15 protein-coding genes are annotated in these 20,574 nt (G+C 56.7%); 10 read left to right on the forward strand and 5 right to left on the reverse strand.

The features are described 5' to 3' along the window. Positions 1 to 5 precede the first annotated feature (5 nt). A complete protein-coding gene (locus tag HCH_RS15830; protein ID WP_011397337.1) occupies positions 6 to 881 on the reverse strand; it encodes an HpcH/HpaI aldolase/citrate lyase family protein in 876 nt (291 codons plus the stop codon). 176 nt (positions 882 to 1,057) lie between these two features. Here HCH_RS15830 and HCH_RS15835 point away from each other — a divergent pair, with 176 nt between their 5' ends. Continuing rightward, positions 1,058 to 1,555 (forward strand): GNAT family N-acetyltransferase, encoded by a 498-nt coding sequence (locus HCH_RS15835; RefSeq protein ID WP_011397338.1) that lies wholly within the window; start codon positions 1,058 to 1,060, stop codon positions 1,553 to 1,555. Here HCH_RS15835 and HCH_RS15840 read toward each other — a convergent pair. Both HCH_RS15840 and HCH_RS15845 read right to left on the reverse strand, forming a co-directional pair. After that, positions 1,552 to 2,619 (reverse strand): alkene reductase, encoded by a 1,068-nt coding sequence (locus HCH_RS15840; protein WP_041599617.1) that lies wholly within the window; start codon positions 2,617 to 2,619, stop codon positions 1,552 to 1,554. The two genes, HCH_RS15835 and HCH_RS15840, sit on opposite strands and share 4 nt — an antisense overlap. A 122-nt stretch (positions 2,620 to 2,741) precedes the next feature. Continuing rightward, positions 2,742 to 3,212: an Rrf2 family transcriptional regulator gene (locus tag HCH_RS15845; protein ID WP_011397340.1), complete on the reverse strand. Its 471-nt coding sequence runs from the start codon at positions 3,210 to 3,212 to the stop codon at positions 2,742 to 2,744. A gap of 626 nt (positions 3,213 to 3,838) precedes the next feature. Between HCH_RS15845 and tssI the strand changes: the two genes are divergently transcribed. The 3 genes from tssI to HCH_RS32430 are packed head-to-tail and all read left to right on the forward strand — an operon-like array spanning position 3,839 to position 11,672. Then, positions 3,839 to 5,992 carry a type VI secretion system tip protein TssI/VgrG gene (tssI, locus tag HCH_RS15850; protein ID WP_041598705.1) on the forward strand — a complete coding sequence of 718 codons (2,154 nt, stop codon included), beginning with the start codon at positions 3,839 to 3,841 and terminating at the stop codon, positions 5,990 to 5,992. A 5-nt stretch (positions 5,993 to 5,997) separates the two neighbouring features. Then, complete coding sequence (locus HCH_RS15855) at positions 5,998 to 7,314, forward strand: hypothetical protein (RefSeq protein WP_011397343.1); 1,317 nt, start codon at positions 5,998 to 6,000, stop codon at positions 7,312 to 7,314. After that, positions 7,314 to 11,672, forward strand: a complete 4,359-nt coding sequence (locus tag HCH_RS32430; RefSeq protein ID WP_011397344.1) for a DUF6531 domain-containing protein — start codon at positions 7,314 to 7,316, stop codon at positions 11,670 to 11,672. Before HCH_RS15855 ends, HCH_RS32430 begins: the two co-directional genes overlap by 1 nt. Before the next feature lie 334 nt (positions 11,673 to 12,006). Here HCH_RS32430 and HCH_RS15870 read toward each other — a convergent pair whose 3' ends face one another. Next, entirely contained in the window at positions 12,007 to 12,621 is a 615-nt protein-coding gene (locus HCH_RS15870; protein WP_011397346.1) for a TetR/AcrR family transcriptional regulator, read from the reverse strand. A 136-nt stretch (positions 12,622 to 12,757) separates the two neighbouring features. Here HCH_RS15870 and HCH_RS15875 point away from each other — a divergent pair, with 136 nt between their 5' ends. Beyond that, positions 12,758 to 13,927, forward strand: coding sequence for an MBL fold metallo-hydrolase (locus tag HCH_RS15875; protein WP_238384906.1), 1,170 nt, complete (start codon positions 12,758 to 12,760; stop codon positions 13,925 to 13,927). Positions 13,928 to 14,538: 611 nt separating this feature from the next. On the opposite strand, the gene HCH_RS15880 is transcribed toward HCH_RS15875, so the two are convergent. Next, complete coding sequence (locus tag HCH_RS15880; protein WP_041598706.1) at positions 14,539 to 15,621, reverse strand: helix-turn-helix transcriptional regulator; 1,083 nt, start codon at positions 15,619 to 15,621, stop codon at positions 14,539 to 14,541. A 306-nt stretch (positions 15,622 to 15,927) separates the two neighbouring features. On the opposite strand from HCH_RS15880, the gene HCH_RS15885 reads away from it, so the two are divergent. The 5 genes from HCH_RS15885 to gntR all read left to right on the forward strand — a co-directional run bounded on the left by HCH_RS15885 (position 15,928) and on the right by gntR (position 20,526). Continuing rightward, positions 15,928 to 16,944, forward strand: coding sequence for a TRAP transporter substrate-binding protein (locus tag HCH_RS15885; protein ID WP_011397350.1), 1,017 nt, complete (start codon positions 15,928 to 15,930; stop codon positions 16,942 to 16,944). Positions 16,945 to 17,029: 85 nt separating this feature from the next. Next, entirely contained in the window at positions 17,030 to 17,614 is a 585-nt protein-coding gene (locus HCH_RS15890) for a TRAP transporter small permease subunit (RefSeq protein WP_011397351.1), read from the forward strand. Next, positions 17,607 to 18,929 carry a TRAP transporter large permease gene (locus HCH_RS15895; RefSeq protein WP_011397352.1) on the forward strand — a complete coding sequence of 441 codons (1,323 nt, stop codon included), beginning with the start codon at positions 17,607 to 17,609 and terminating at the stop codon, positions 18,927 to 18,929. The genes HCH_RS15890 and HCH_RS15895 overlap by 8 nt, the downstream gene beginning before the upstream one ends. A 74-nt stretch (positions 18,930 to 19,003) precedes the next feature. After that, positions 19,004 to 19,534 (forward strand): gluconokinase, encoded by a 531-nt coding sequence (locus tag HCH_RS15900; RefSeq protein WP_041599619.1) that lies wholly within the window; start codon positions 19,004 to 19,006, stop codon positions 19,532 to 19,534. Next, positions 19,531 to 20,526: a gluconate operon transcriptional repressor GntR gene (gntR, locus tag HCH_RS15905; protein WP_011397354.1), complete on the forward strand. Its 996-nt coding sequence runs from the start codon at positions 19,531 to 19,533 to the stop codon at positions 20,524 to 20,526. The genes HCH_RS15900 and gntR overlap by 4 nt, the downstream gene beginning before the upstream one ends. Positions 20,527 to 20,574: the final 48 nt, after the last annotated feature.

The following is a 20,574-nucleotide window of genomic DNA, read 5'->3' on the forward strand; positions in this document are numbered from 1 at the left end:
CTGCGCTAATCCCGCGCCAGAATGCGTCGGGCGAGAGCGACCACAGGCGCATCCAGCATGCGGCCGTCCATGTTCGCCGCGCCATGGCCTTGTTGCTCCGCCTGCGCCATGGTGGAGACCACTCGCTGCGCCCATTGTTTTTGCTCCTCGCTGTAGGTGAAAGCGCGATTCACGCAGGGAATCTGACTGGGATGCACGCACAAAGCGCCGCTGAAGCCCAGCGCTTTAGCCTTGGCGAGATGGGCGGCATAGCTGTCCAGATCTTTGAACTCACCGATGGAGCCGGGCAGCCCCAACGCGTCGATACGCCGCTCGCCCGCTACCAGCGCCATCTGCTGACAGGCCGCCAGCAGGCTGTCGGGCGAGGCCATGGCGCCCAGCTCCGCCGCCAGATCTTCCGAGCCGATCGCCAGCGCTTTTATACGGGGCGACGCCGCCGCAATCTCACGTAAATCCAGTACGCCCTTGCAACTTTCAATCTGCGGCGTCAACGCCGTGACGCCAGGCGTCAGCGACCGCCGCGCCTCCAGCACGTTCAAATACTGGCAGATCATACGGATCACGCCGGCTTCCTGGGTTTTGGGCAGAAACACCGAATGCAGATCCGCCAGCGGCAGCGCCTGCAGGTCTGCGGCCAGATGCTCAAGATCCCCATTGATGCGCACCGCCACCTGTTTGTCCCGCTCCCGCAACTCCGCCACAATGCCCGGCAATGCCATTCGAGCTTTGTCTTTATCGTCGCCGGGCACGCTGTCTTCCAGATCGACGATAATCACGTCCGCATCCAGACCGCCCGCCTTGGCGACAAACTCCGGCCGATTAGCGGGAATAAACAGGTAACATCTGGCGTGGCGATAGGAGGTGACCTGATGTTGCTCCATGATAGTCTCCAATGTTGTCGTCGGTTCAGCCCGAGGTAATAAAAGCGCTTAACATGATAAGCTACTTTGTTGTTATATTTGAGCTTTTATCGCTTAAACCGGTCTCGCTATAACTGGCGCACTCTGGACGGGGTCCCACTGGTTGTATCGCTCAATAGTTAGAACAGGGTTGCTGTATGGACGTGGTCGTAAAGAATTTAAAGATCCGCAGAATGCGGGACGAAGACAAACCGGCGGTGCTGGCGCTACAAGTCCATGAGGAGCAAGTCCCCTATGTCGGTCGCACGCGGGAGATTCTGCAGGCGGTGAGACCAGACCATCACTGTCATGTGCTGACGCTGAGCAACGAAATCGTCGGCTTTTTCATTATCGACGTCGCCTATCACCAGAGTTTCGAATTCACACTGGATCACGAGTTGGGGTTGCGCGCCTTTCTGATCGACGCCGGCAGGCAGGGGCAAGGCATTGGCAAAAGCGCCGCCCGCGCGTTGAAGCCTTATCTGGAGGCGGCGTACAGCGACAGACCTTCCATCGCGCTTACCGTGAATTGCCGAAACCCGGCCGCCTACCATTGCTACATCGGCGGCGGTTTTATCGACACCGGCGCACAGTATCTGGGCGGCAAGGCCGGCCCACAGTACATCCTCAGAATGCCTGTGGGCGAATCGCTTTAAGCCATCGCCTCGCTCAGGCTGGGGTAATCCACATAGCCTTCAGCGCCTAGCTGCATAAACGTCTCAGGGTGCGGATCGTTAAAGTCGGCGTCGACTTTAAAGCGCTCTGGCAAATCCGGGTTAGCGATGAACAGACGTCCGAAGGCCACCGCTTCCGCTTTGTTCTCAGCCACCAGCTGCTCCGCCCGTTCCTTGGACATCTCTTCATTGGCGATAATTGCGCCGCCGAAGTTTTTGCGCAGGGTTCCGCCCAGTTCATCGTCAACGATCGGGTCGCGGGAGAAGATAAAGGCGATTCCGCGCTCGCCCAGTTGTTGCGCGACATAACCGAAAGTGGCGACCGGATTGGAATCCGACATGGAGTGGGAAGGACTGCGCGGCGCCAGATGCACCCCGACGCGCCCTGCGCCCCAGACAGAGATACAGGCGTCCGTGACTTCCAACAGCAACCGCGCGCGATTTTCCACAGAACCGCCGTAATCATCGGTGCGTCTGTTCACGCCGTCCTGAAGAAACTGATCCAGCAGGTAGCCATTGGCCGCGTGGATTTCCACGCCATCAAACCCAGCCTCTTTCGCGTTTTCCGCGCCTTTGCGGAAGCCTTCCACAATGCCGGGAATTTCATCCAGCTCCAAAGCGCGTGGGGTGACGAACGGGCGCATGGGACGCAGCAGGCTGACGTGGCCTTCCGCCGCGATGGCGCTGGGCGCCACAGGCAATTCTCCATCCAGGAAAACCGGGTCGGAGATTCTCCCAACATGCCAGAGCTGAAGAATGATTTTGCCGCCGGCGGCGTGCACGGCGTCGGTGACTTTTCTCCAGCCCTGCACCTGTTCTGCAGACCAGATGCCCGGCGTGTTGGCATAGCCGACGCCTTGCGGGATCACTGCGGTCGCCTCGCTGACGATCAGACCCGCAGAAGCGCGCTGTGCGTAATACTGCGCCATGAGTTCGTTGGGAACGCGCCCTTCCCCGCCTGCGCGGCTGCGAGTCAGTGGGGCCATGACGATGCGGTTGGAAAGCTCAAAATCGCCGATGCGGATCGGATCAAACAATGAAGCCATCATTTAGTCTCCCTGGATAGCGATGAAAAAAGTGAGAGGGCGCCGACAACAACAGGTCGCCGCCCGACAGTGAGAAACAATGTAACCAACACGGTTACACTTAGCAAGAAAATTTTTGCGCCTTAATCGACGTCTTCAGAGACTTGCTGGTTGGCGCAGTGGTAATGCATGCCTGCATTGTCGGCCACCTGACGCGCCACATCGGCAATAGTGGTCTGCGCCAGAGAAGCGTCCATGGTGGCGGAGATGCGCTGAAACTCGTCTTCCAGCACCGAGGTGATGTTGCAGCCGATATAGCATTTGGGGTTGGGTTTGGAGCGATGCAATACGAAGTAATTAGGCTCCTCAACCGCCTGGTAGACATCCAACAGTGTGATTGCGTCAGCGGGCCTGGCGAGCAAAGCGCCGCCGCCCACGCCCAATTGCGAGCGCGTCATGCCCGCTTCCGCCAGCACGCCCAGAAGACGCCTCACTACCGCCGCATTGGTGTTCACGCTGCAGGCGATATCCTCAGAGCGCACGGCCTTGCCTTTATGCAGAGCCAGGTCGGCGAGAATATGGATCGCTACAGCGAAACGGGTGGATGTGGGCACAACATTACCTTTGACGTCGGTGGAATCTGGCGCAGGCCGCTTATTTCAAGGGCTACGGGCGAAGTATTGTATTTTGGGGTGGAAAACGCAAGCGCAGGACCGGGCGTGGCCTGTATCCCTCATGATTAATACAATGTCCAACTCTGTCTCCACCACCATCGTATTGTATTAATATGGCAATGATATTGGCATGTTAATGATCAGGCGCATGGATGCGCCTGCGTGGCGGCAAGTCGCGGGAGACAGGGCCTGACCTGTGCAGGCCCTGTCGTTGCAGACAAATAGAAGGAAGCTATTTGTCTGCCTGATTAATAACGCCGCGCCAGAAACCCCGCCAAGCTTGCCTTACACTTATACGCCACCCACTTTATCGTTAAATAACAACAACTTGTAGCGTTTCGCCCCATGGCGTCGTTATGGAGATTTATGATCTAATGAACGCAAGAAAACCTCAGCGTTTTCGCTACAGTCAGGCCAGGAGAAGGCATCGCTATCACCTCTTGCGCAGTAGGAGTCAGCCCTCCTCGCCAGCCGCTCAGGCCGCCTGTGCGCAACGTTGCAGATCACATAATTTCGGCGGGAATGGCGGGAGAATCCGCGCCACTCTCGCCAAGATGGAGTTCCTTATGGACGCCTTATTTATTGAAGAGGGTCGTTACACCCAGGACACCCGCCCCATCCGCATCGACACGCCACTGGGCAAGGACGTGTTTCTGTTGCGCCATTTTCGGGGTCAGGAAGGGTATTCGCAGTTGTTCCAGTATGACGTGGACTTGCTGTCCCACAAGCGGGATATTCGCGCGGAAGACATCATCGGGGAAGCGGTGCAAGTCACCATTGGCGCTGATGGCGGCGCCCCTCGCGTGTTCAGCGGGCACGTGAGTTATTTCGAGTCCACCGGTCTGGAGAAACGGGGGTTGTACGGTTACAAAGCCGTTCTCGTCCCCTGGCTATGGTTTCTCGGCAAGAACACCGACTGCCGGGTGTTTCAAAACATGACCGCTCCCAAAATCCTGGAAGCCGTGTTCACGGAAGCGGGCTTTTCCGACTTCCGCTTCACCGGCCTGTATAACGAATACCCGGAACTGGAGTATTGCGTGCAGTACCGGGAGTCCGACCTGAATTTCGCTCTGCGCCTGATGGAGCAGGAAGGCATTTATTTCTATTTCGAGCAGGCGCAGAAGCGGCATCTGCTGGTGCTGGCGGACGACAAATCCACCAACGCCCTTATGGAGCCCCGCAAGATTGAACATAGCTCCCGCCCCCGCAACGGCGGCTACATTCAGGAGTGGCGCCGCACCTATCAATACTTCTCCGGCAAATGGAGCCTGAGCGACTTCAACTTTGAAAAATCCGATCAGTCCCTGCTGGCGGAATGCTCCGCCCTGAACGAACTGCGAGGGGCCTCCGCTTACGAGCGCTTCGACTACCCCGGCGCCTTTGGCGATCAGGATCGCGGTCGCCGCTTGACCAAGCTGCGCATGGAGGAAGAGGAAAGCCGCTTCACCCGGGTCAATGGCAGAAGCAATCTGCCGCACCTGCTGGTGGGCCGAAAGTTCATGCTGGAATCAGAAGAATGCGTCACGGACAACCGCAAGAGTTTCGTCGTCACGGCGGTGCGTCATTACGCTTATGAAGGCGGTTACACCAGTGCGGACAGCCCGGAGAGCGCAGATAAAGAGAAAAGCGTGTATTTCAACCGCTTTGAATGTCTGCCGGACAACGTCAGTTTCCGCCCCGCCCTGAGCACGCCCAAACCCCGTATAGACGGCGTCCAGACCGCCATCGTCTGCGGCAAAAGCGGCGACGAGATTTATACTGACGAGTACGGCCGCATCAAAGTCCAGTTCCATTGGGACCGCTACGGCGAACGCAACGAAAACAGCTCCTGCTGGGTGCGGGTGGCCACGCCCTGGGCGGGTAAAAAATGGGGCAGCATGGGCATCCCCCGCGTTGGCCAGGAAGTGGTGACCACTTTTCTGGAAGGCGACCCGGACCGCCCGCTGGTCATAGGCGGCGTCTACAACAAGGGCAATATGCCTCCCTACTCCCTGCCGGACAACAAGTCCCGTTTCGGCGTGAAGTCGCAATCCACCAAAGGCGGACAAACCTCCAACTACAACGAAATTTCGTTCGACGACAAGAAAGGCGAAGAGTCGTTGAATATCCATGCTGAGAAAGACTTCAACATGGAGGTGAAAAACAACATCGGCGCCAACGCCAAAGGCCACTCCACCAGCAGTATTGGCGGCAATGCGTCGGATTCGGTGGCGGGAAACAGTTCTCTCAGCGTCGGCGGCGATCATTCCGTGTCTGTGACCGGTAAGCAGAACGTGTCGGTGACCGGCGCGCAGACTCACTCTGTCACCGGGGCGCAAACCCTCAATGTGGGCGCGGATCAGACGGAGTCCGTCTCCGGCAATATCACCCAGAACGCCACCAACCAGACGCTCACCCTGTCGGCGGACCAGACCGTCAGCGCGACCAACCAGAAGGTCAACCTGGGCGCCGCGCAGGAAGTAACCGCGTCCAGTCAGAAATTCACGATCAGCGGTTTGCAAAGCGTGCAGGCGGATGCGCAAACGGTGACTGTCACCGGCAAGACCACTACCACCGCCACGGACATCGATCTGGCGGCGGGGGGCAATATTTCCCTGCGAGTGGGCGGGACAAGCATTCAAATTAACGACGGAGGCGTCACCATCACCATTGGCGGCAGCTCCATCAAAGTCGACGGCGCCGGGGTGTCCGTGTCCGGTCCGATGATCAAGTTGAACTGAACGCCATGACGGATAAGAACCCAATCGAAAGAGAGCTGGAAAAGCTCGACGCACAGTGGGAGACGTTCGTGGAAAGCGAGCGCCCTATCCTACGCTGGTGTATTGACCCGGACGCCGGCCAACTGGTCGCCGCCTTTCTGAAAATGCGGGAGCAGTTTGACGAAACCTCCGGCGAGTTCTTTGTCGCCCTGCATTCGGAGTTTTTAAGCCTGGAAAGTTTCGGCTATGACCTGGCGGAGGAACTGAACCGGGAAATCGCAGCCGGCGTCGCCGCCAGTGCGGAAGACGAGGATGGGGACGAAGAAGTGTTTTCCTGGCGCGCCCCCGACCCGAACAAAGCGCTCAGCGGCCACGACGCCTTGTACAAAAGCTGTCACCAGATTCTGGATGCTTTCTCTGATTACTTCTCCACCCTGGTGATCGCCATCCAGCCTCACGCAGTCAGCGACATCAAGAAACTGCAACGCTGGCTGCAACTGGCCTGCGAGATTCATCGCGACTATAAGCTGTGGGGCGGCAATCTGAAGTGGATCATTATCGACAACGCGCAGCGCCCCGCCTTCGCCAAACTGGCCCAGGATTATTCCGCGCAGATTTTCAGCCAGACGCCGCCTTTGAATCTGCGGGAGGCCATGAACAAAATCATGGAGGAAGCAGATGACGGCTCCCCCGGCGCGGAATTCCGACAGTGTTTCGTGGATATGAACTACGCCGTGCAGAACAACGACCTGCCCGCCCTGCAGCGGCGCTCGGAACGCGCGCTGGTGATCGCCGCAGAACAAGCCTGGTTTGACATGCAGTGTTCAACGTTGCTGTTGCGGGCCTCCGGCTATCTGAACGCCAAACTTCCCGAAAAAGCGCTCATGGACTACCAACAGGCGCAACAGTGCGCGTTGAAAGGCGTCGAGGCGGAGCGTCCCGGTTGCGACAAGTTGCTGTTTCAGGCCCACATGAGCGAAGCCAGCGCCTATTTGAGCGAAAAGCGCTATGAGGAAGCCGCCAAGCGTTTCCGCCGCAGCGCCGATATCGCAGAGACGCAGGAGGACGCCATGATGTGTGTGGAAAGCTGGCGCCTGCAAAGTTATTGCCTGGAGCGCCTGAAGCTCAAAGGTTACGCCTGGGAAAGCGCGCTGCGAGGACTCAAGGCGGCGGAAGCTATTGAGCCGGAGCAACGGCGATACACCACGCTGTCCTACCTGGGCGAAACGCTGTTGCGGGTGGCGCCGACCAAAGAGGACAAAGACTACGTTCACGCAACGATGAGTGAACTACTGGGCGAGGCCTGGCGGGAAGCTCCCGCCGCCAAAGCGGAGACAGTCTGATGCTGGCGGCCAAGCACTTTGATCCCATACTGGGTATCGATATTCATTTGTTGGCGTTGCCGCCGGGAACGCCCATTCCTATCCCCCATCCGCACATCGGCATTATTTTCGATGTGCTGGACTACCTGCCGATATTCGGCGGCACGGTGAAAGTCAACGGCGTACCCCGCGCAACGGCAGGCACGGCGGGCAAACCCATCCCCCATATTCCCATGGGCGGTCCGTTCGTCATGCCGCCTGGGAACGAAGACGAGATTTTCATGGGCGGCGCGACAGTAGTGGCGGACGGCGCGCCCTTCAGCTTCACCGCGCTGCCGGTGCTGAGTTGTCAGAGCGTAGGCATGCTGGCGCCCATTCGCGCCAAGAAGCCCAAAAAGTCCTACGGCATGGTGCTGCCCACCACCACCGTACTGCCCATTCCCATTGGCGCGCCGGTCATGATCGGCGGCCCGCCCACGGTGGACGCCATGGGGATGGCTGTCACCGCCGGGCTGGCGGGGCTGGGCGCAGCGTTCAAAAAGATGCGCAAGATGCAGAAAAGCAGTAAGCGCGTCAAAAAGATCTCCGACGCCATCCATAAGAAAGCCGACAAGCTCATGGACAAACTGGGCGCGCCGCCCAGCGTCCGCAACCGCGTTCACAAAGGCGTTTGCGCGGTCACCGGGCACCCGGTGGATGTCGCCTCCGGCAAGGTTTTTACAGACTGGATCGATTTCCAGTTGCCCGGCCCGATTCCGCTGACCTGGGAGCGCACCTGGTTCAGCTCGTCCACCTATCAGGGATCTCTCGGTCACGGCTGGCATCACAACTATGACTGGAAGCTGATCGAAGAAGACGGCGCGGTCGCGGTGATGATGCAGGACGGCCGACATATGGCGTTTCCCGCGCTGAAGCAGGGAGAAGAAAGCTTTAACCGCCAGGAACGCATGACGCTGCATCGGGACGACCAGGGCTATCGCCTCAAACATACCGACGGCAACTGGCTGCGCTTCACGCCGGCGGCGACGTCCAGCCATTCGCAGGCGACAACGGTGCATTATCTGAGCGCCATCACCGACGCCACTGGCGACGCCAGCATTCAGTTTCACTACACCGCAGGCGGCTGTCTGAGCCGGATCATCGACAGCGGCGGGCGGCGCATTCAGTTTGAAAGTGATATGGACAATCGCATCCGTCGCATCTTGCTGCCGCATCCCGATAACGCCGGCGAGTTTTACTGCGCCGTGGAATACGATTATTACGGCGGCGACCTGGTGACCACGCGGGACGCGCTGGGCAGTGAGTTTAGCTATCAATACCAGAATCACCTGCTTTGTCAGGAGACCAGCTACAGCGGCCTGAATTTCTATTTCAAATACGATGGCGTTGACCACAACGCCCGCTGCATTCACACCTGGGGCGATGGCGGCATTTATAACCACCAGCTTGTCTACGACGATGAGAAAAGCCTCACCATCGTACAAAACTCCCTCGGCTATCAGACCGTTTATCACCATGACGGCGCCCTGCCCCATAGAATCGAAAACGCCTCCGGCGGCGTGGTCGTCAACGAATACAACAGGTTTTATCAAGTCACCTGCGAAACCAACGAACTGGGCCTGTCGACGCGCTACGAGTATGACCCGCGCGGCAACCTCACCCAAATCACCCAGCCGGACGGCTCCGTGCTGCAGATGGAGTATGATGAGCGGGATAATGTGGTTAAAGCGCAGGACGCCAATGGCGGCGCCTGGTTATGGGAATATGACGAGCACTGTCGCCTCACCGCCAAGGTGGACCCACTGGATCGCCGGACCCGCTACAGCTACGAAGGAGCCATGCTGACGTCTGTCGCAGGTCCTGCCGGACAAGAAACCCATATCGAATACGACGGGTACAACAACCCCATCGGCTTCGCCACGCCTGACGGCGGCTTGCCTGAATGGCGCTATGACAACCATGGCCGCATTACTCTCGCCATCGACGCACAAGGCGTACAACGCCGTTTGCAATATGATCTGCTAGGCCGCGTCACCCAGGTCAACGAACCTGACGGCAATCTCAGAACGTTCTCCTATGACCCTGAAGGCAACCTCGTTCGCGCCACAGACGCTCAGTTTGACGTGCATTTCACTTATCAGGGCATGGGACGGATCGCCTCTCGCACCCAAGCGGGAACCACGATTCAGTTTGAATACGATACCGAAGAGCAGCTGACGGCGATTACTAACGAGCACGGCGATGTCTATCGCTTTGAGCTGGGTCCAACAGGGGAAACACTGTCTGAATCTGGATTCGATGGACTATTGCGTCGATATGAGCGCAATGCCGCCGGCCAGGTTCGCCGCCTCCTCAAGCCCGGCGGGCGCCATACTGATTACGCCTACGATACGCTTGGCCGCGTGATGCGAATCTTGCACAGCGATGGCGAAGAGGAACGTTTTCAATACCGCCCCGACGGCGAACTGATGATGGCCGTCAATAGCAGCGCAACGCTGTCTTTCGAACGCAACGCATTAGGCCAGGTGACAAAAGAAATCTGCGGCGATCTCTGGGTTTCGTCAGAGTATGACGCACTGGGCTTACGCTCACGCATGCGCTCTTCTCTTGGCGCAGGGCAGCAAATTCAGCGCAATGTTGCTGGCGACGTTATGGGCGTGACAACAGGCGACGCCCAATTCTCCGCACAGTTCAAACGAGATGAGCTAGGGCGCGAACTAGAACGAAGTTTGCCAGGAGGCGTCCGAAGCCGGTGGCGCCGGGATCGCCTGGGGCGCCCCTCGCTGCATGAAGTACTCAAAGCCGACGTCCCAGAGTCCGCAAGGACCTATTTCTGGGGTGTGAACGGCCGTCTGGAAAAAATACACGACTCACTTAACGGCGTTTCCGTCTTCGAGCATGACGAATTAGGCAATCTGGTTTCCGCCCGTTATGGCGACGGCGTCATGGACTTGCGTATGCCAGACGCCATCGGCGCCCTATTCCAGTCCTATAACCGGAAAGATCGCGAATACGGCCCAGCCGGTCAGCTGCTGTCGATGCGCCGGCCTAATGGTCTTGTGCGCTTTGAATACGATGCGGAAGGGAATCTGATTACCAAGTCGGAACCCGGGGGCAAAATCTGGCGCTATGAATGGAATGTTTCCGGCACACTGAAAAAAGTCATTCGACCGGATGGCCGCATCGTCACATTCGAATATGACGCGCTTGGCCGGCGCCTCAGCAAAGCTTTCAACGGTCGCATCACACGCTGGGTCTGGGACGGCAATAATCCGTTGCATGAATGGGTGGAAATGCAAGACGCTCAGGAAGCGCGCGCAGCATTCGATCTGTCTTCCGCCCCCGCTGAAACCGTCTCAGGACGCCCGGCCATCGCCCGCAGCCCCATTCAACCGCAGGCGCCTCCTGCTACTTCACCACAAGCGCATCCCGCTGGCGCCGGCGGAGAAAGTAAACTCATCACCTGGCTGTTTGAGCCGGAAAGCTTCACCCCCATGGCTAAACAGGTGGGAGACGCTTATTTCTCTATCCTCGCGGATTATCTGGGAACGCCCAACGCCATGTACGACAGCGAGGGACGGCAGGTATGGTCGGCTAATATCAGCGTCTGGGGCGAACTGCGCAACCTTAAGGGTAATAGAGGCGCCTGCCCTTTCCGCTGGCCAGGCCAATACGAGGATGAAGAGACCGGCTTATATTACAACCGGTTCCGGTATTATGATCCAGACTCGGGCCAGTATATTCGGCAGGATCCGATTCGTATAAAAGGAGGACTGAACCTTTATAAATACGTTAGTGATGTAACAACTTGGATAGACACTTTAGGTTTACAAGGCGGTTCTGCTTCCTATGGAAGATCTGGAAGGCGAATTGGACATGCGGATACAGACGGTTTAGAAAAAATTGGAGAACTAAACGCAGTTAAAGCAGGGGGAGATGATCGCCTCCCAAGTATTCTTTATGAAGGTGATCGAACCAGCTTATTTCATTACACAAGCGAAGAAAATTTGGAGAATATTTTAAGAACGAAGAAGCTTTTCAACTCTAAGGGGTTTGAGCACGGTAGGCATGGCGATGGCCAATATATGGCGGACATCTCACCCGATGAGATTGTTGCGATGGCTAAAGGTGATTTGACCCAAGCTCAACGGCAAGCTAAAAAAATGTCGCTTGTCCAGCTTTCATCCTTGTTCTACAACAAAGGTAACATGACGGATCAGCTTAGCCACTATATTGAGATAGACGTTTCAGACCTTATTGTTCGGCATGGGGTTACAGCCAAAGGCAATCAGACAAGGAAGGGCGTCCAGTTTGTGCTAAACGATGAAAACCTGGATCTGACAGATCGTATTGTTAGCTCAGGAAAGGTGCTTGATTAGATGAAGTATTACAAGTCTTACACTGAGTCTCACGATGGGGAGGAAGGTTTTTACTATTGTGAGGTGAAGAATGGCCTAATTACTCGACAGATAAACGCCTTCAATAATGTGCTTTATTGGGCGACGCCATCAGATGAGTACGATGAAGAATACTTTTTTACAGACCAGCCTGAGTTTAGCTTATCCAAAAATGACCTAGAGATATCTTCAGATGAATTTTTAGACCTCTGGAAGGTCGCGACAACACAGAAGCCTGACTAGCAGAGCTTCCTTAAGCTCTGCTCTGGACTGTCCCAGAGAAGCTCTAAAAAGCCACTTCGCGAGAGTGCATTATTTATTCACTTTTTCCATAACGCCCCAAAAACATCTCCACCGCAGCGGCGACGATTTCACGTCGCTCCGCCTGCGTGGGGTTGGGCGCGTGGCCAACGATTTGCGGCCAGAAGGCGAAGGCTTTTATCTGGCTCATGAATTGGGTGGCGGCGAATTCCGGGTCGACCTTGATCAGTCTTTTATCCGCCATGGCGGCTTTTAGCCAGCGTTTGGTTCCGCCCTCGTTTTCCTGCATTTTCTGCATCGCCTGCCGCGCCAGGTCGGGAGACAGCATGTATTCCGCCAACACCATGCGCGCCATGGCGATATAGCCTTCCGATCCCAGCAGCTCCAGTTCCTGTTCTGCAATGGCGGTGAGTTGTGGAGCCAGGGGGGCGTCGCTTTGGTAAGGAAACTCTGTGGCGTCCATCGCCTTGCGCCATACCTGCTCCGTGATTTCAATAAATAAGGCTTCTTTGCTGGTGAAATGATTGTACACCGTGCGTTTGGACACCTGCGCCCGCTCGGCGATGCGATCCATGCTCGCGCCTTGAAAGCCGGACTCCTGAAACACACTGACCGCAGCGTTCAGAATCGCTTCACGTTTACGTTCGCTCAGACTTTTTTTCTTTTCCATTGCCTTATCCAGGTCGTGTTGGGTAGAAGTGAACAATGCAGAGAAGTTTACACTCTCCAGTTTACTTTTGAAAATTTACGAGTACACTGCTCGGTGTAGTTTACAAACAATTGAACAGACCGGTTGGATACACATCATGAAAAAACGCCTGTTATTCGGCTTGGTTGTTATCACATTGGGAGCTTTAGCCATGCAAAACGACGACACTCTCGCCACATTGACCGGTCTGGGCGCGCCGACATCGCCAGTCGCTTCCTCCGACGCATACAGCGACAACTTCCACGAAGGCAAATTTCATAATTCCATCCCGACGCTGGCGAACGCAGGCATGGGCAAAATGCTGAAAAGCTTCCTGTTTGATAAAAGCGCCGCCGCTCGTCCGGATAAGGCGATTCCACTGCAGCCAATGCAATCTGAGCAATTGCTTAGCGAAGAACGTAACGCGGTATACCGCCTGGGCCATTCCACCGTGTTAATTCGCTTCGAAGGCGACTTCTGGCTGACTGATCCGGTATTCTCGGACAGGGCCTCCCCGGTGCAGTGGGCCGGCCCCAAACGTTTCCACCCTGCCCCCATTGAGATGGAGCAACTGCCGCCAATCAAGGGCGTGCTGATTTCACACAATCACTACGATCATTTGGATGCAGGCTCCATCAAGGCGCTAAACTCTCGCGTCGAGCATTTCTATACCCCCCTTGGCGTGGGCCGACAGCTAAAGGCCTGGGGCGTCCCTGCGGAAAAAATCACCGAGCTGGACTGGTGGTCGTCAGTGCAGGTTGGGCCTGTGACGTTGGCGGCGACGCCTGCGCAGCACTTTTCCGGTCGCGGCCTGTTCGACGGCAATACGACTCTGTGGGCGTCCTGGGTGATGCTGGGAGCAAAAGAACGCCTGTTCTTCAGCGGCGACAGCGGTTACTTCCCAGGCTTCAAGGAGATTGGCGACAAGTACGGCCCCTTCGACCTGACCATGATCGAAACCGGCGCTTACAACCACAACTGGCCCGGCGTGCATATGCACCCGGAAGAAAGCATCCAGGCTCATATCGATCTGCAGGGCAAGCAGATGATGCCGATTCACAACAGCACTTTCGACTTGGCGATGCACGCCTGGTATGACCCCCTTGAACGCATTGCGGAACTGGCGCGAGAGCGTCAGGTGACGTTGCGTACGCCAAAAATCGGCGCGCCCCTGGTGCTGGCGGAGCCCGCGCAGCAAACCTACTGGTGGCGGGAACTGATGCCCGCAAATGCAGAGGCGACCGAGTACGCGGACAAAGAGCCGTCGGCACAACCGGAGTTTCTATAAGCGCTCAGCCATTATTAATATGGCGATGATACTGGCATGTTATTAATCAGGTGATTATTTGCAATGACAGCCTCGCCACCGATCTGGAACCAAGACGCCTCCGCATCTCTCGATCTCTGGCGAGGCGTCATGAGAAGCTTCATAGAACCAGCCGCGCTGTCGAGTGGTATTGGCGGTCAGCGCGGCGTATCGCTGTGAATAATCCGAAATCTATCATCACTGCCCAGCCTGTTCGTGGTCAGGCTTGGCCGCCTTATCCCTTCTTTCCAATTTCGTTTTTATGGGTGTTCAGTTTGTCGGCTTCGGATCGCAGGAATTTTTTATACTTTTCTATCGAACGCTCCAACGTCTGTGAATTATTTTTGGGCGCTGACGTGGAGTCTGTACCGCCAGGGCGCGAAGACATCACGTCTTCATGCCTTGCGACCGGGCAGACTGAACTCTCATCAGCCCAATTCGGCCACACATTCCAATTGGTCACTATTAGATCCCTCTTGTTGTGTTTTCAATACCGCCATTTGATAACGTCATTACAAGATTAGAAGGAATGGGAATAGCTGGAAATACCCCAATTGGGGGCGCTTTCAGGTCAGGAGACAGCCTTCACAACATCATGGCATGGTGATGCTCAGCACCAGGCGCACCAACTCCGACTGAGAGTGCGCGCCCATCTTATGCATGGCTCTTTTGACATGGGTTCTGACTGTTTCCGGCGCCTTCGACAACTCAGAGGCGAGCAACTTGTTATGGGGCTTTTGGGAAAAGTGCAGCGTGGTTTCCGCTTCCGTTCTGGTGAGTCCGTAGCAGTCCATCAGCTTCTTTAAATGAATCACGCAGCGGTGGCGGTCGTACACGGCGATCACCACGCCTTTGGGCGGTATCTCCCACGGCAGCAGTCCCCGCAGCAGCGATGTGGGCGCCATCGCGATATCATAGGTAAAGTCGGAGTCTGTCGCAGGGTACGTCATCATGGCGCCGAAGCGAGCGGACATATCGAGGATATTCGCCAGCCCCGGCTCATAGATATGAACTTTTTGGTTCTCGATTTTTATCTGCTTTTTGACAAACAGGAAAACCAGATCGGAATCCATATCAACCACATTCATTTTGTCGTCAACGATGACATAGCCAAGCAGGCCTCCCAGGCTGCCTGTAGCGTTGAGCAAGGATCGCGCAAAATTTTTTCTGCGTTCGTTATTGAGTATTTCCTGGACTGCCAAACGAATGGAATGGGTCGAGCGGGCCAGCCTCTTTCTGTCGTTTTCTGAGAAATCGCCGTCCCGACACAAGTACAGATTCGTCACATAGTTGTTGCTGCGGGGGAAAGCGAACGCGGCGCGTCCCTTGTATCCGTTGGGCGCCATGAAATCATTCTCGACTTCCCGACTGGTCAACGCTTCAGGAAGATCCTGCACAAACACCAGATCCTGTCGGCAAGTCGAGATGGTCTCGTTCGTCTTGTCTATCTGATCGTAGTAGCTTTCATAGATGTTTTGATGCTCAACCGGGACGTTGTAGATGTAGTCGCTGTGAGAATCGCCGAGGTTATTCAGATCCGTAATCAGAAACACCGCGCTATCGCAGCCGGTACTCTCGGTGAGCAACCTCAGGAAAGACTGGAAGAGTGAGTCTGAGTTAGGAGATTGCGCTATCAAGTTCAGTATCGTCTGGTAATAACTTTCCATCGCCGACATTCCCTAATCGTTTTTCCTATATTCCCTACTCCTGCTATAACTCTGAATTAACGCATAAAAACCCGATTCGATAAGTACCCTAACTTTAGCATATTGATCACTATTTGATCTGACTTTGATGAAAAAAGCGTGCACTGCCGTCATCGTCATATTGATAGTTGTTATTTATTAATTTTTAAAAGTTACCGGTAACAAATTTATTAGAATGTTACCGGTAACACGCCTAGCATGAATTGCGTTAACCCTGAAGCCGTCATTAACTAACGGCGGCGATACTCCGTTAAAAATAAGAATTGGAGCGATCATATGAAGTTATCGACCTCTCTCGCAGCGGGCGCTTTGGCGGCTGCTCTGTCCTTCGGAACCGCAAGCGCTGCGGATTTCAAACTCAAATTTCAGTCATCCGACCCTTCCGGGGTGAAGAATTTCAAAGTGCAGCAGGAATGGGCCGAGCGCGTTGAGCGTATGAGCGGCGGCCGCCTGCACATCGAATTACTGCCAGTGGGCAGCGTGGTGAGCCACACGGAAACCTTGGACGCCATGGGCATGGGCGTGCTCCACGGACATATTTCCGTCACCGGTTACTTCTCCGGTAAAGACCCCGCGTTCGGCTTGATCGGCAACACCGTTGGCGCCTGGTCGTCGCCGGATCAGTTGATTACTTATATCAACTACGGCGGCGGCTACGAGCTCATGAACGAGCTGTACGAACCCTATGGCGTCAAATTCGTGGGCGGCGGCGCCACGGGACTGGAAGCGTTCGTCTCCAAGAAACCATTGAATGGCGTGGCGGACTTAAAAGGCCTGAAACTACGAGCGCCGGAAGGGCTGGTGCAGTCGGTGTTCGCCGCCGCGGGGGCGGCTCCGGTGAACCTGCCCGGCTCGGAAGTGTTCACCGCCTTGAGCAAAGGGGTGATCGACGCAGCGGATTACACCGTGTTCTCCACCAACCAGGAGGCGGGCATGAACGATGTGGCGCCGCATCCGGTATACCCAGGCTTCCATTCCCTGCCCTTGCTGGAAATCGCCATGGGTATGAAGCAGTGGGACAAGCTGCCGGCGGACATTCAGGAGATCCTCACCACCTCCGCCCGGGATTTCGCTCATGACATCAGCACACAGCTGCGTATGGCGGATATCGAGGCGGTCAAAACCGCACGCGCCAATCCCAAAATCACCATCCATGACTGGCCGGCGGAAGAGCGTAAGAAATTCCGCGAAATCGCCCGCAGTCAGTGGGAGGAATTCGCCAAGCAATCTCCCAACGCCAAGAAGGTCTATGAATCCGTGACCACTTATCTGAAGCAACAAGGGCTGCTATAGCCCACTGGCGTCAAACTTCCCAACTGTGCCTATGGGCGAGCGCAGGCCGCATTGACCGGCGTCGCCCTGATTCAGGAGCCGCTTTATGTCCGATCTGATGCAAGAGCTGGAGGAGGCGAGAACGCCCGCTCCGGCCAATCCGCTCGACCGCTGCATCAACTGGCTGGGCCGCCAACTCAGTCTGCTGTTTATTCTGGTCGTAGTGATTTCCTTCTATGAAGTGGCCATGCGTTACGTGTTCAATTCGCCCACTATCTGGGTGCACGAAACCGCCACCTTTATTGGGGCGGCGCTGTTCGTCGTCGGCGGCCTCTATGCCTTCGCCAACGACCAGCATGTGCGGGTAGTGGTGATCTACGACGCCGTCGGCCCCAAAGTCCGCGCCTGGCTGAAACTGTTGCATCATCTGCTGGGGCTGAGCTTCTGCGGCATGATGATCTACGGCTCCTGGTTCATGGCGCAAAAGGCCTGGTTCGCGCCCTGGGGCGACCTGCGACTGGAATCCTCCGGCTCCGCCTGGAATCCGCACTTCCCCGCGTATCTGAAAGGTCTGATATTCGCCGCGTTTTGCATACTGGCGGTGCAAATGATTCTGCACCTGATCCGCGATCTCAGACGACTGTTCGCCATTAACAATCCGTCCGCCAAGGAGACGTCCGAGGATGTTTGATTTATCTTCCATCGGCATCGCCTACGGCAGTCTGCTGATGCTGGTTATGTTGATCGTTTTGCTGCTTACCGGCATGCAACTGGCGTTCGCCACCGGGCTGGTGGCGCTGACCTTCGCCCTGGGCTGGTTCGGCCCGCAGGCGCTGCCTCTGGTCAGCAGCCGCATGTACAGTTTTGTCGGCAGTTACGTCTTTCTGGCGGTGCCCATGTTTGTGTTGATGGCCGCCCTGCTCGATCACTCAGGCATCGCCCGCGACCTGTTCGACGCCATGAACCGGTTGGGCCGCAAGGTCCGCGGCGGCGTGGCGGTGCAGACGCTGGTTGTAGCGGTCATTCTCGCTTCCATGTCCGGCGTCATCGGCGGTGAAACCGTGTTGCTGGGCCTGCTGGCGCTGCCGCAGATGCTGCGTCTGCGTTATCACCGTCGTCTGGCCATCGGCGTCACCTGCGCCGGCGGCGCCTTAGGCACCATGCTGCCCCCCAGTATCGTGTTGATCATTTACGGGCTGACCGCCAATGTGTCTATCGGCGACCTGTTCAAAGGCGCCTTTGCGCCGGCGTTGATCCTGGCGGCGCTGTATATCCTCTATGTGCTCGCCGCCGCCAAGTTACGTCCTGACTGGGCGCCCTTGCCATCCGATCACGCCGACGAGGAGCCCGAGCCAACGCCTCCGAACTGGACCAAAGCGCTGATGTTTCCGATCCTCACCGTCGCGGTGGTGCTGGGCAGTATCTACACTGGCGTTGCGTCCATCACCGAGGCGTCCGCGCTGGGCGTAGTCGGCATCGCCCTCAGCGCGCTGATTCGCGGCGAACTGAACGCCACCATGCTGAAGCAAAGCTGCATCACCACCTTGCGTAGCTGCGGCATGATCATCTGGATCGGCATCGGCGCCACCGCCCTGGTGGGCGTCTACAACCTGATGGGCGGTATCGATTTTGTGCGGGAGAGCATCTTGTCCTTCAGCGATAGCGATGGTCTCACCACCATTCTATTGATGATGGCCATTCTGCTGGTGCTGGGCATGTTTCTCGACTGGGTGGGCGTGGCCTTGCTGACCATGCCGATCTTCGTGCCCATCGTGGTGGAGCTGGGCTATAACCCGATCTGGTTTGGCGTGGTGTTCTGCATGAACATGCAGGTGTCGTTTCTGTCGCCGCCATTCGGGCCCGCCGCGTTCTACCTCAAGTCTGTAGCGCCCAAGGACATCTCCCTGGGTGAGATATTTATTTCCCTGCTGCCCTTTATCGGGTTGCAATTAATCGCTCTGGCGCTACTGATCGCCTTCCCGCAACTGGCGTTATGGTGGGCGTAATGGACAGGAAGCCCCACCCGATGGAATCCCGTACAGAAACCCGCGATGCCCGCTTAGAAAAGAGAGAAAACAGTTTGAAAATAGTCGTAATGGGCGTGTCCGGTTGCGGTAAAAGCCGCATCGGCGCCGCCCTGGCGCAACGCCTGGATTTGCCCTTCTTCGACGCTGATGATTTTCACAGCGCCGCCAACGTAGAAAAAATGGCCCGTGGCGCGCCGCTTACCGACGCCGACCGTGCGCAATGGTTGACGGATCTGTCGGCGCTGATCCAACGTGAACCAAGTCTCGTGTTGGCCTGTTCCGCTTTGAAAGCAGAGTATCGGGGTCTGCTGCGCGCAGGCGCGCCCGGTTTGCAGTATGTTTATTTACAAGGAGATTTTGATACGATCCTGCAACGCCTGAGCCAGCGCCGCGGCCATTATTTCAAAGGTCCCGACATGCTGTTGAGTCAGTTCACCGCGCTGGAGGAGCCTGCTGCCGATGAAGCTATCCTTATTGATATCCGCCAGTCTGCGGAAGAGGTGCTGACGGCTTGTTTACAGGCGCTGGATGATATGGGTTCATCGCGGAGCCATCCCGCATCAGATTCAAAGGGAACGCAGTGAAAAAAAGAAGACCTACGCTACAGGACATCGCCGACCAGGTCGGCGCCACCAAGATGACGGTAAGCCGTTGCCTGCGACAACCGGAACTGGTTTCTGAGCCCCTGCGCCACAAGATCCAGACGGCGGTGCGGGAGTTAGGCTACATCCCCAACCGGGCGCCGGATATTTTGTCCAAGTCCCGCAGTCACGCCATCGGCGTGCTGATCCCGTCCCTCACCAATCAGGTGTTTTCCGATGTGATCCGCGGCATTGAGCAGGTGACGGAGAGCCGCGGCTATCATTTGATGTTCACCCATTACGGCTACAGTCCAGAGCTGGAGGAGCAGAATCTCGCCAACTTGCTCGCCTACAACGTGGATGGAGTGATCATGTCCGAAAGCCGGCATACAGAGCGCGCTCTGCAGATGATCAGAACCGCCGGAACGCCAACCGTGGAAATCATGGACACCCGCAGTCCCGCGCTGGATCAGGCCATTGGCTTTGATAACGTGCAGGCCGCCTACGATATGACCCGCACGTTGATTCAACGTGGATACCGTCGCACCGCCTATCTCTCGGTTCGACTCGACACCCGCACGCTACAGCGTCAGGAGGGCTATCAACAGGCCATGCGCGACGCGGGGCTGGCGCCGCGCACCATGCAATACGCCGCACGCTCGTCTTTTAGTGTGGGAGCGCATTTGATGACCCGCATTCTGGATGAAATGCCGGAGACCGACGCTATCTTCTGCACCAATGACGACGTCGCCATCGGCGCCTATTTCGAATGCCTGCGGCGCGGCATCAAAGTCCCCCAGGAAATGGCCATCGCCGGCTTCCACGGCCACGACGTCGGCCAGGTGATGACCCCACAACTCGCCAGCGTCCTCACCCCCCGCCACGAAATGGGTGCCCTCGCCGCCGAAGCCCTCCTCGCCCGCCTGGAAGGCCAACCAGACTTCGAATCCGTGATAGATTTGGGGTATGTGATCTCTCCGGGAGGGACGATTTGAGGGAGGGGGGCGTGGAGCGTCCCTTTGGTTGGAGCCTGCAAGGAGCAA

This window comes from Hahella chejuensis KCTC 2396, assembly GCF_000012985.1.
Classification (GTDB): Bacteria; Pseudomonadota; Gammaproteobacteria; order Pseudomonadales; family Oleiphilaceae; genus Hahella; species Hahella chejuensis.

Coding starts and splice junctions, on each gene's coding strand:
- HCH_RS15830 (WP_011397337.1), bottom strand. CDS start 881: ATGGAGCAACATCAGGTCACCTCCTATCGCCACGCCAGATGTTACCTG.
- HCH_RS15835 (WP_011397338.1), top strand. CDS start 1,058: ATGGACGTGGTCGTAAAGAATTTAAAGATCCGCAGAATGCGGGACGAA.
- HCH_RS15840 (WP_041599617.1), bottom strand. CDS start 2,619: ATGGCTTCATTGTTTGATCCGATCCGCATCGGCGATTTTGAGCTTTCC.
- tssI (WP_041598705.1), top strand. CDS start 3,839: ATGGACGCCTTATTTATTGAAGAGGGTCGTTACACCCAGGACACCCGC.
- HCH_RS15855 (WP_011397343.1), top strand. CDS start 5,998: ATGACGGATAAGAACCCAATCGAAAGAGAGCTGGAAAAGCTCGACGCA.
- HCH_RS32430 (WP_011397344.1), top strand. CDS start 7,314: ATGCTGGCGGCCAAGCACTTTGATCCCATACTGGGTATCGATATTCAT.
- HCH_RS15870 (WP_011397346.1), bottom strand. CDS start 12,621: ATGGAAAAGAAAAAAAGTCTGAGCGAACGTAAACGTGAAGCGATTCTG.
- HCH_RS15875 (WP_238384906.1), top strand. CDS start 12,758: ATGAAAAAACGCCTGTTATTCGGCTTGGTTGTTATCACATTGGGAGCT.
- HCH_RS15880 (WP_041598706.1), bottom strand. CDS start 15,621: ATGTCGGCGATGGAAAGTTATTACCAGACGATACTGAACTTGATAGCG.
- HCH_RS15885 (WP_011397350.1), top strand. CDS start 15,928: ATGAAGTTATCGACCTCTCTCGCAGCGGGCGCTTTGGCGGCTGCTCTG.
- HCH_RS15890 (WP_011397351.1), top strand. CDS start 17,030: ATGTCCGATCTGATGCAAGAGCTGGAGGAGGCGAGAACGCCCGCTCCG.
- HCH_RS15895 (WP_011397352.1), top strand. CDS start 17,607: ATGTTTGATTTATCTTCCATCGGCATCGCCTACGGCAGTCTGCTGATG.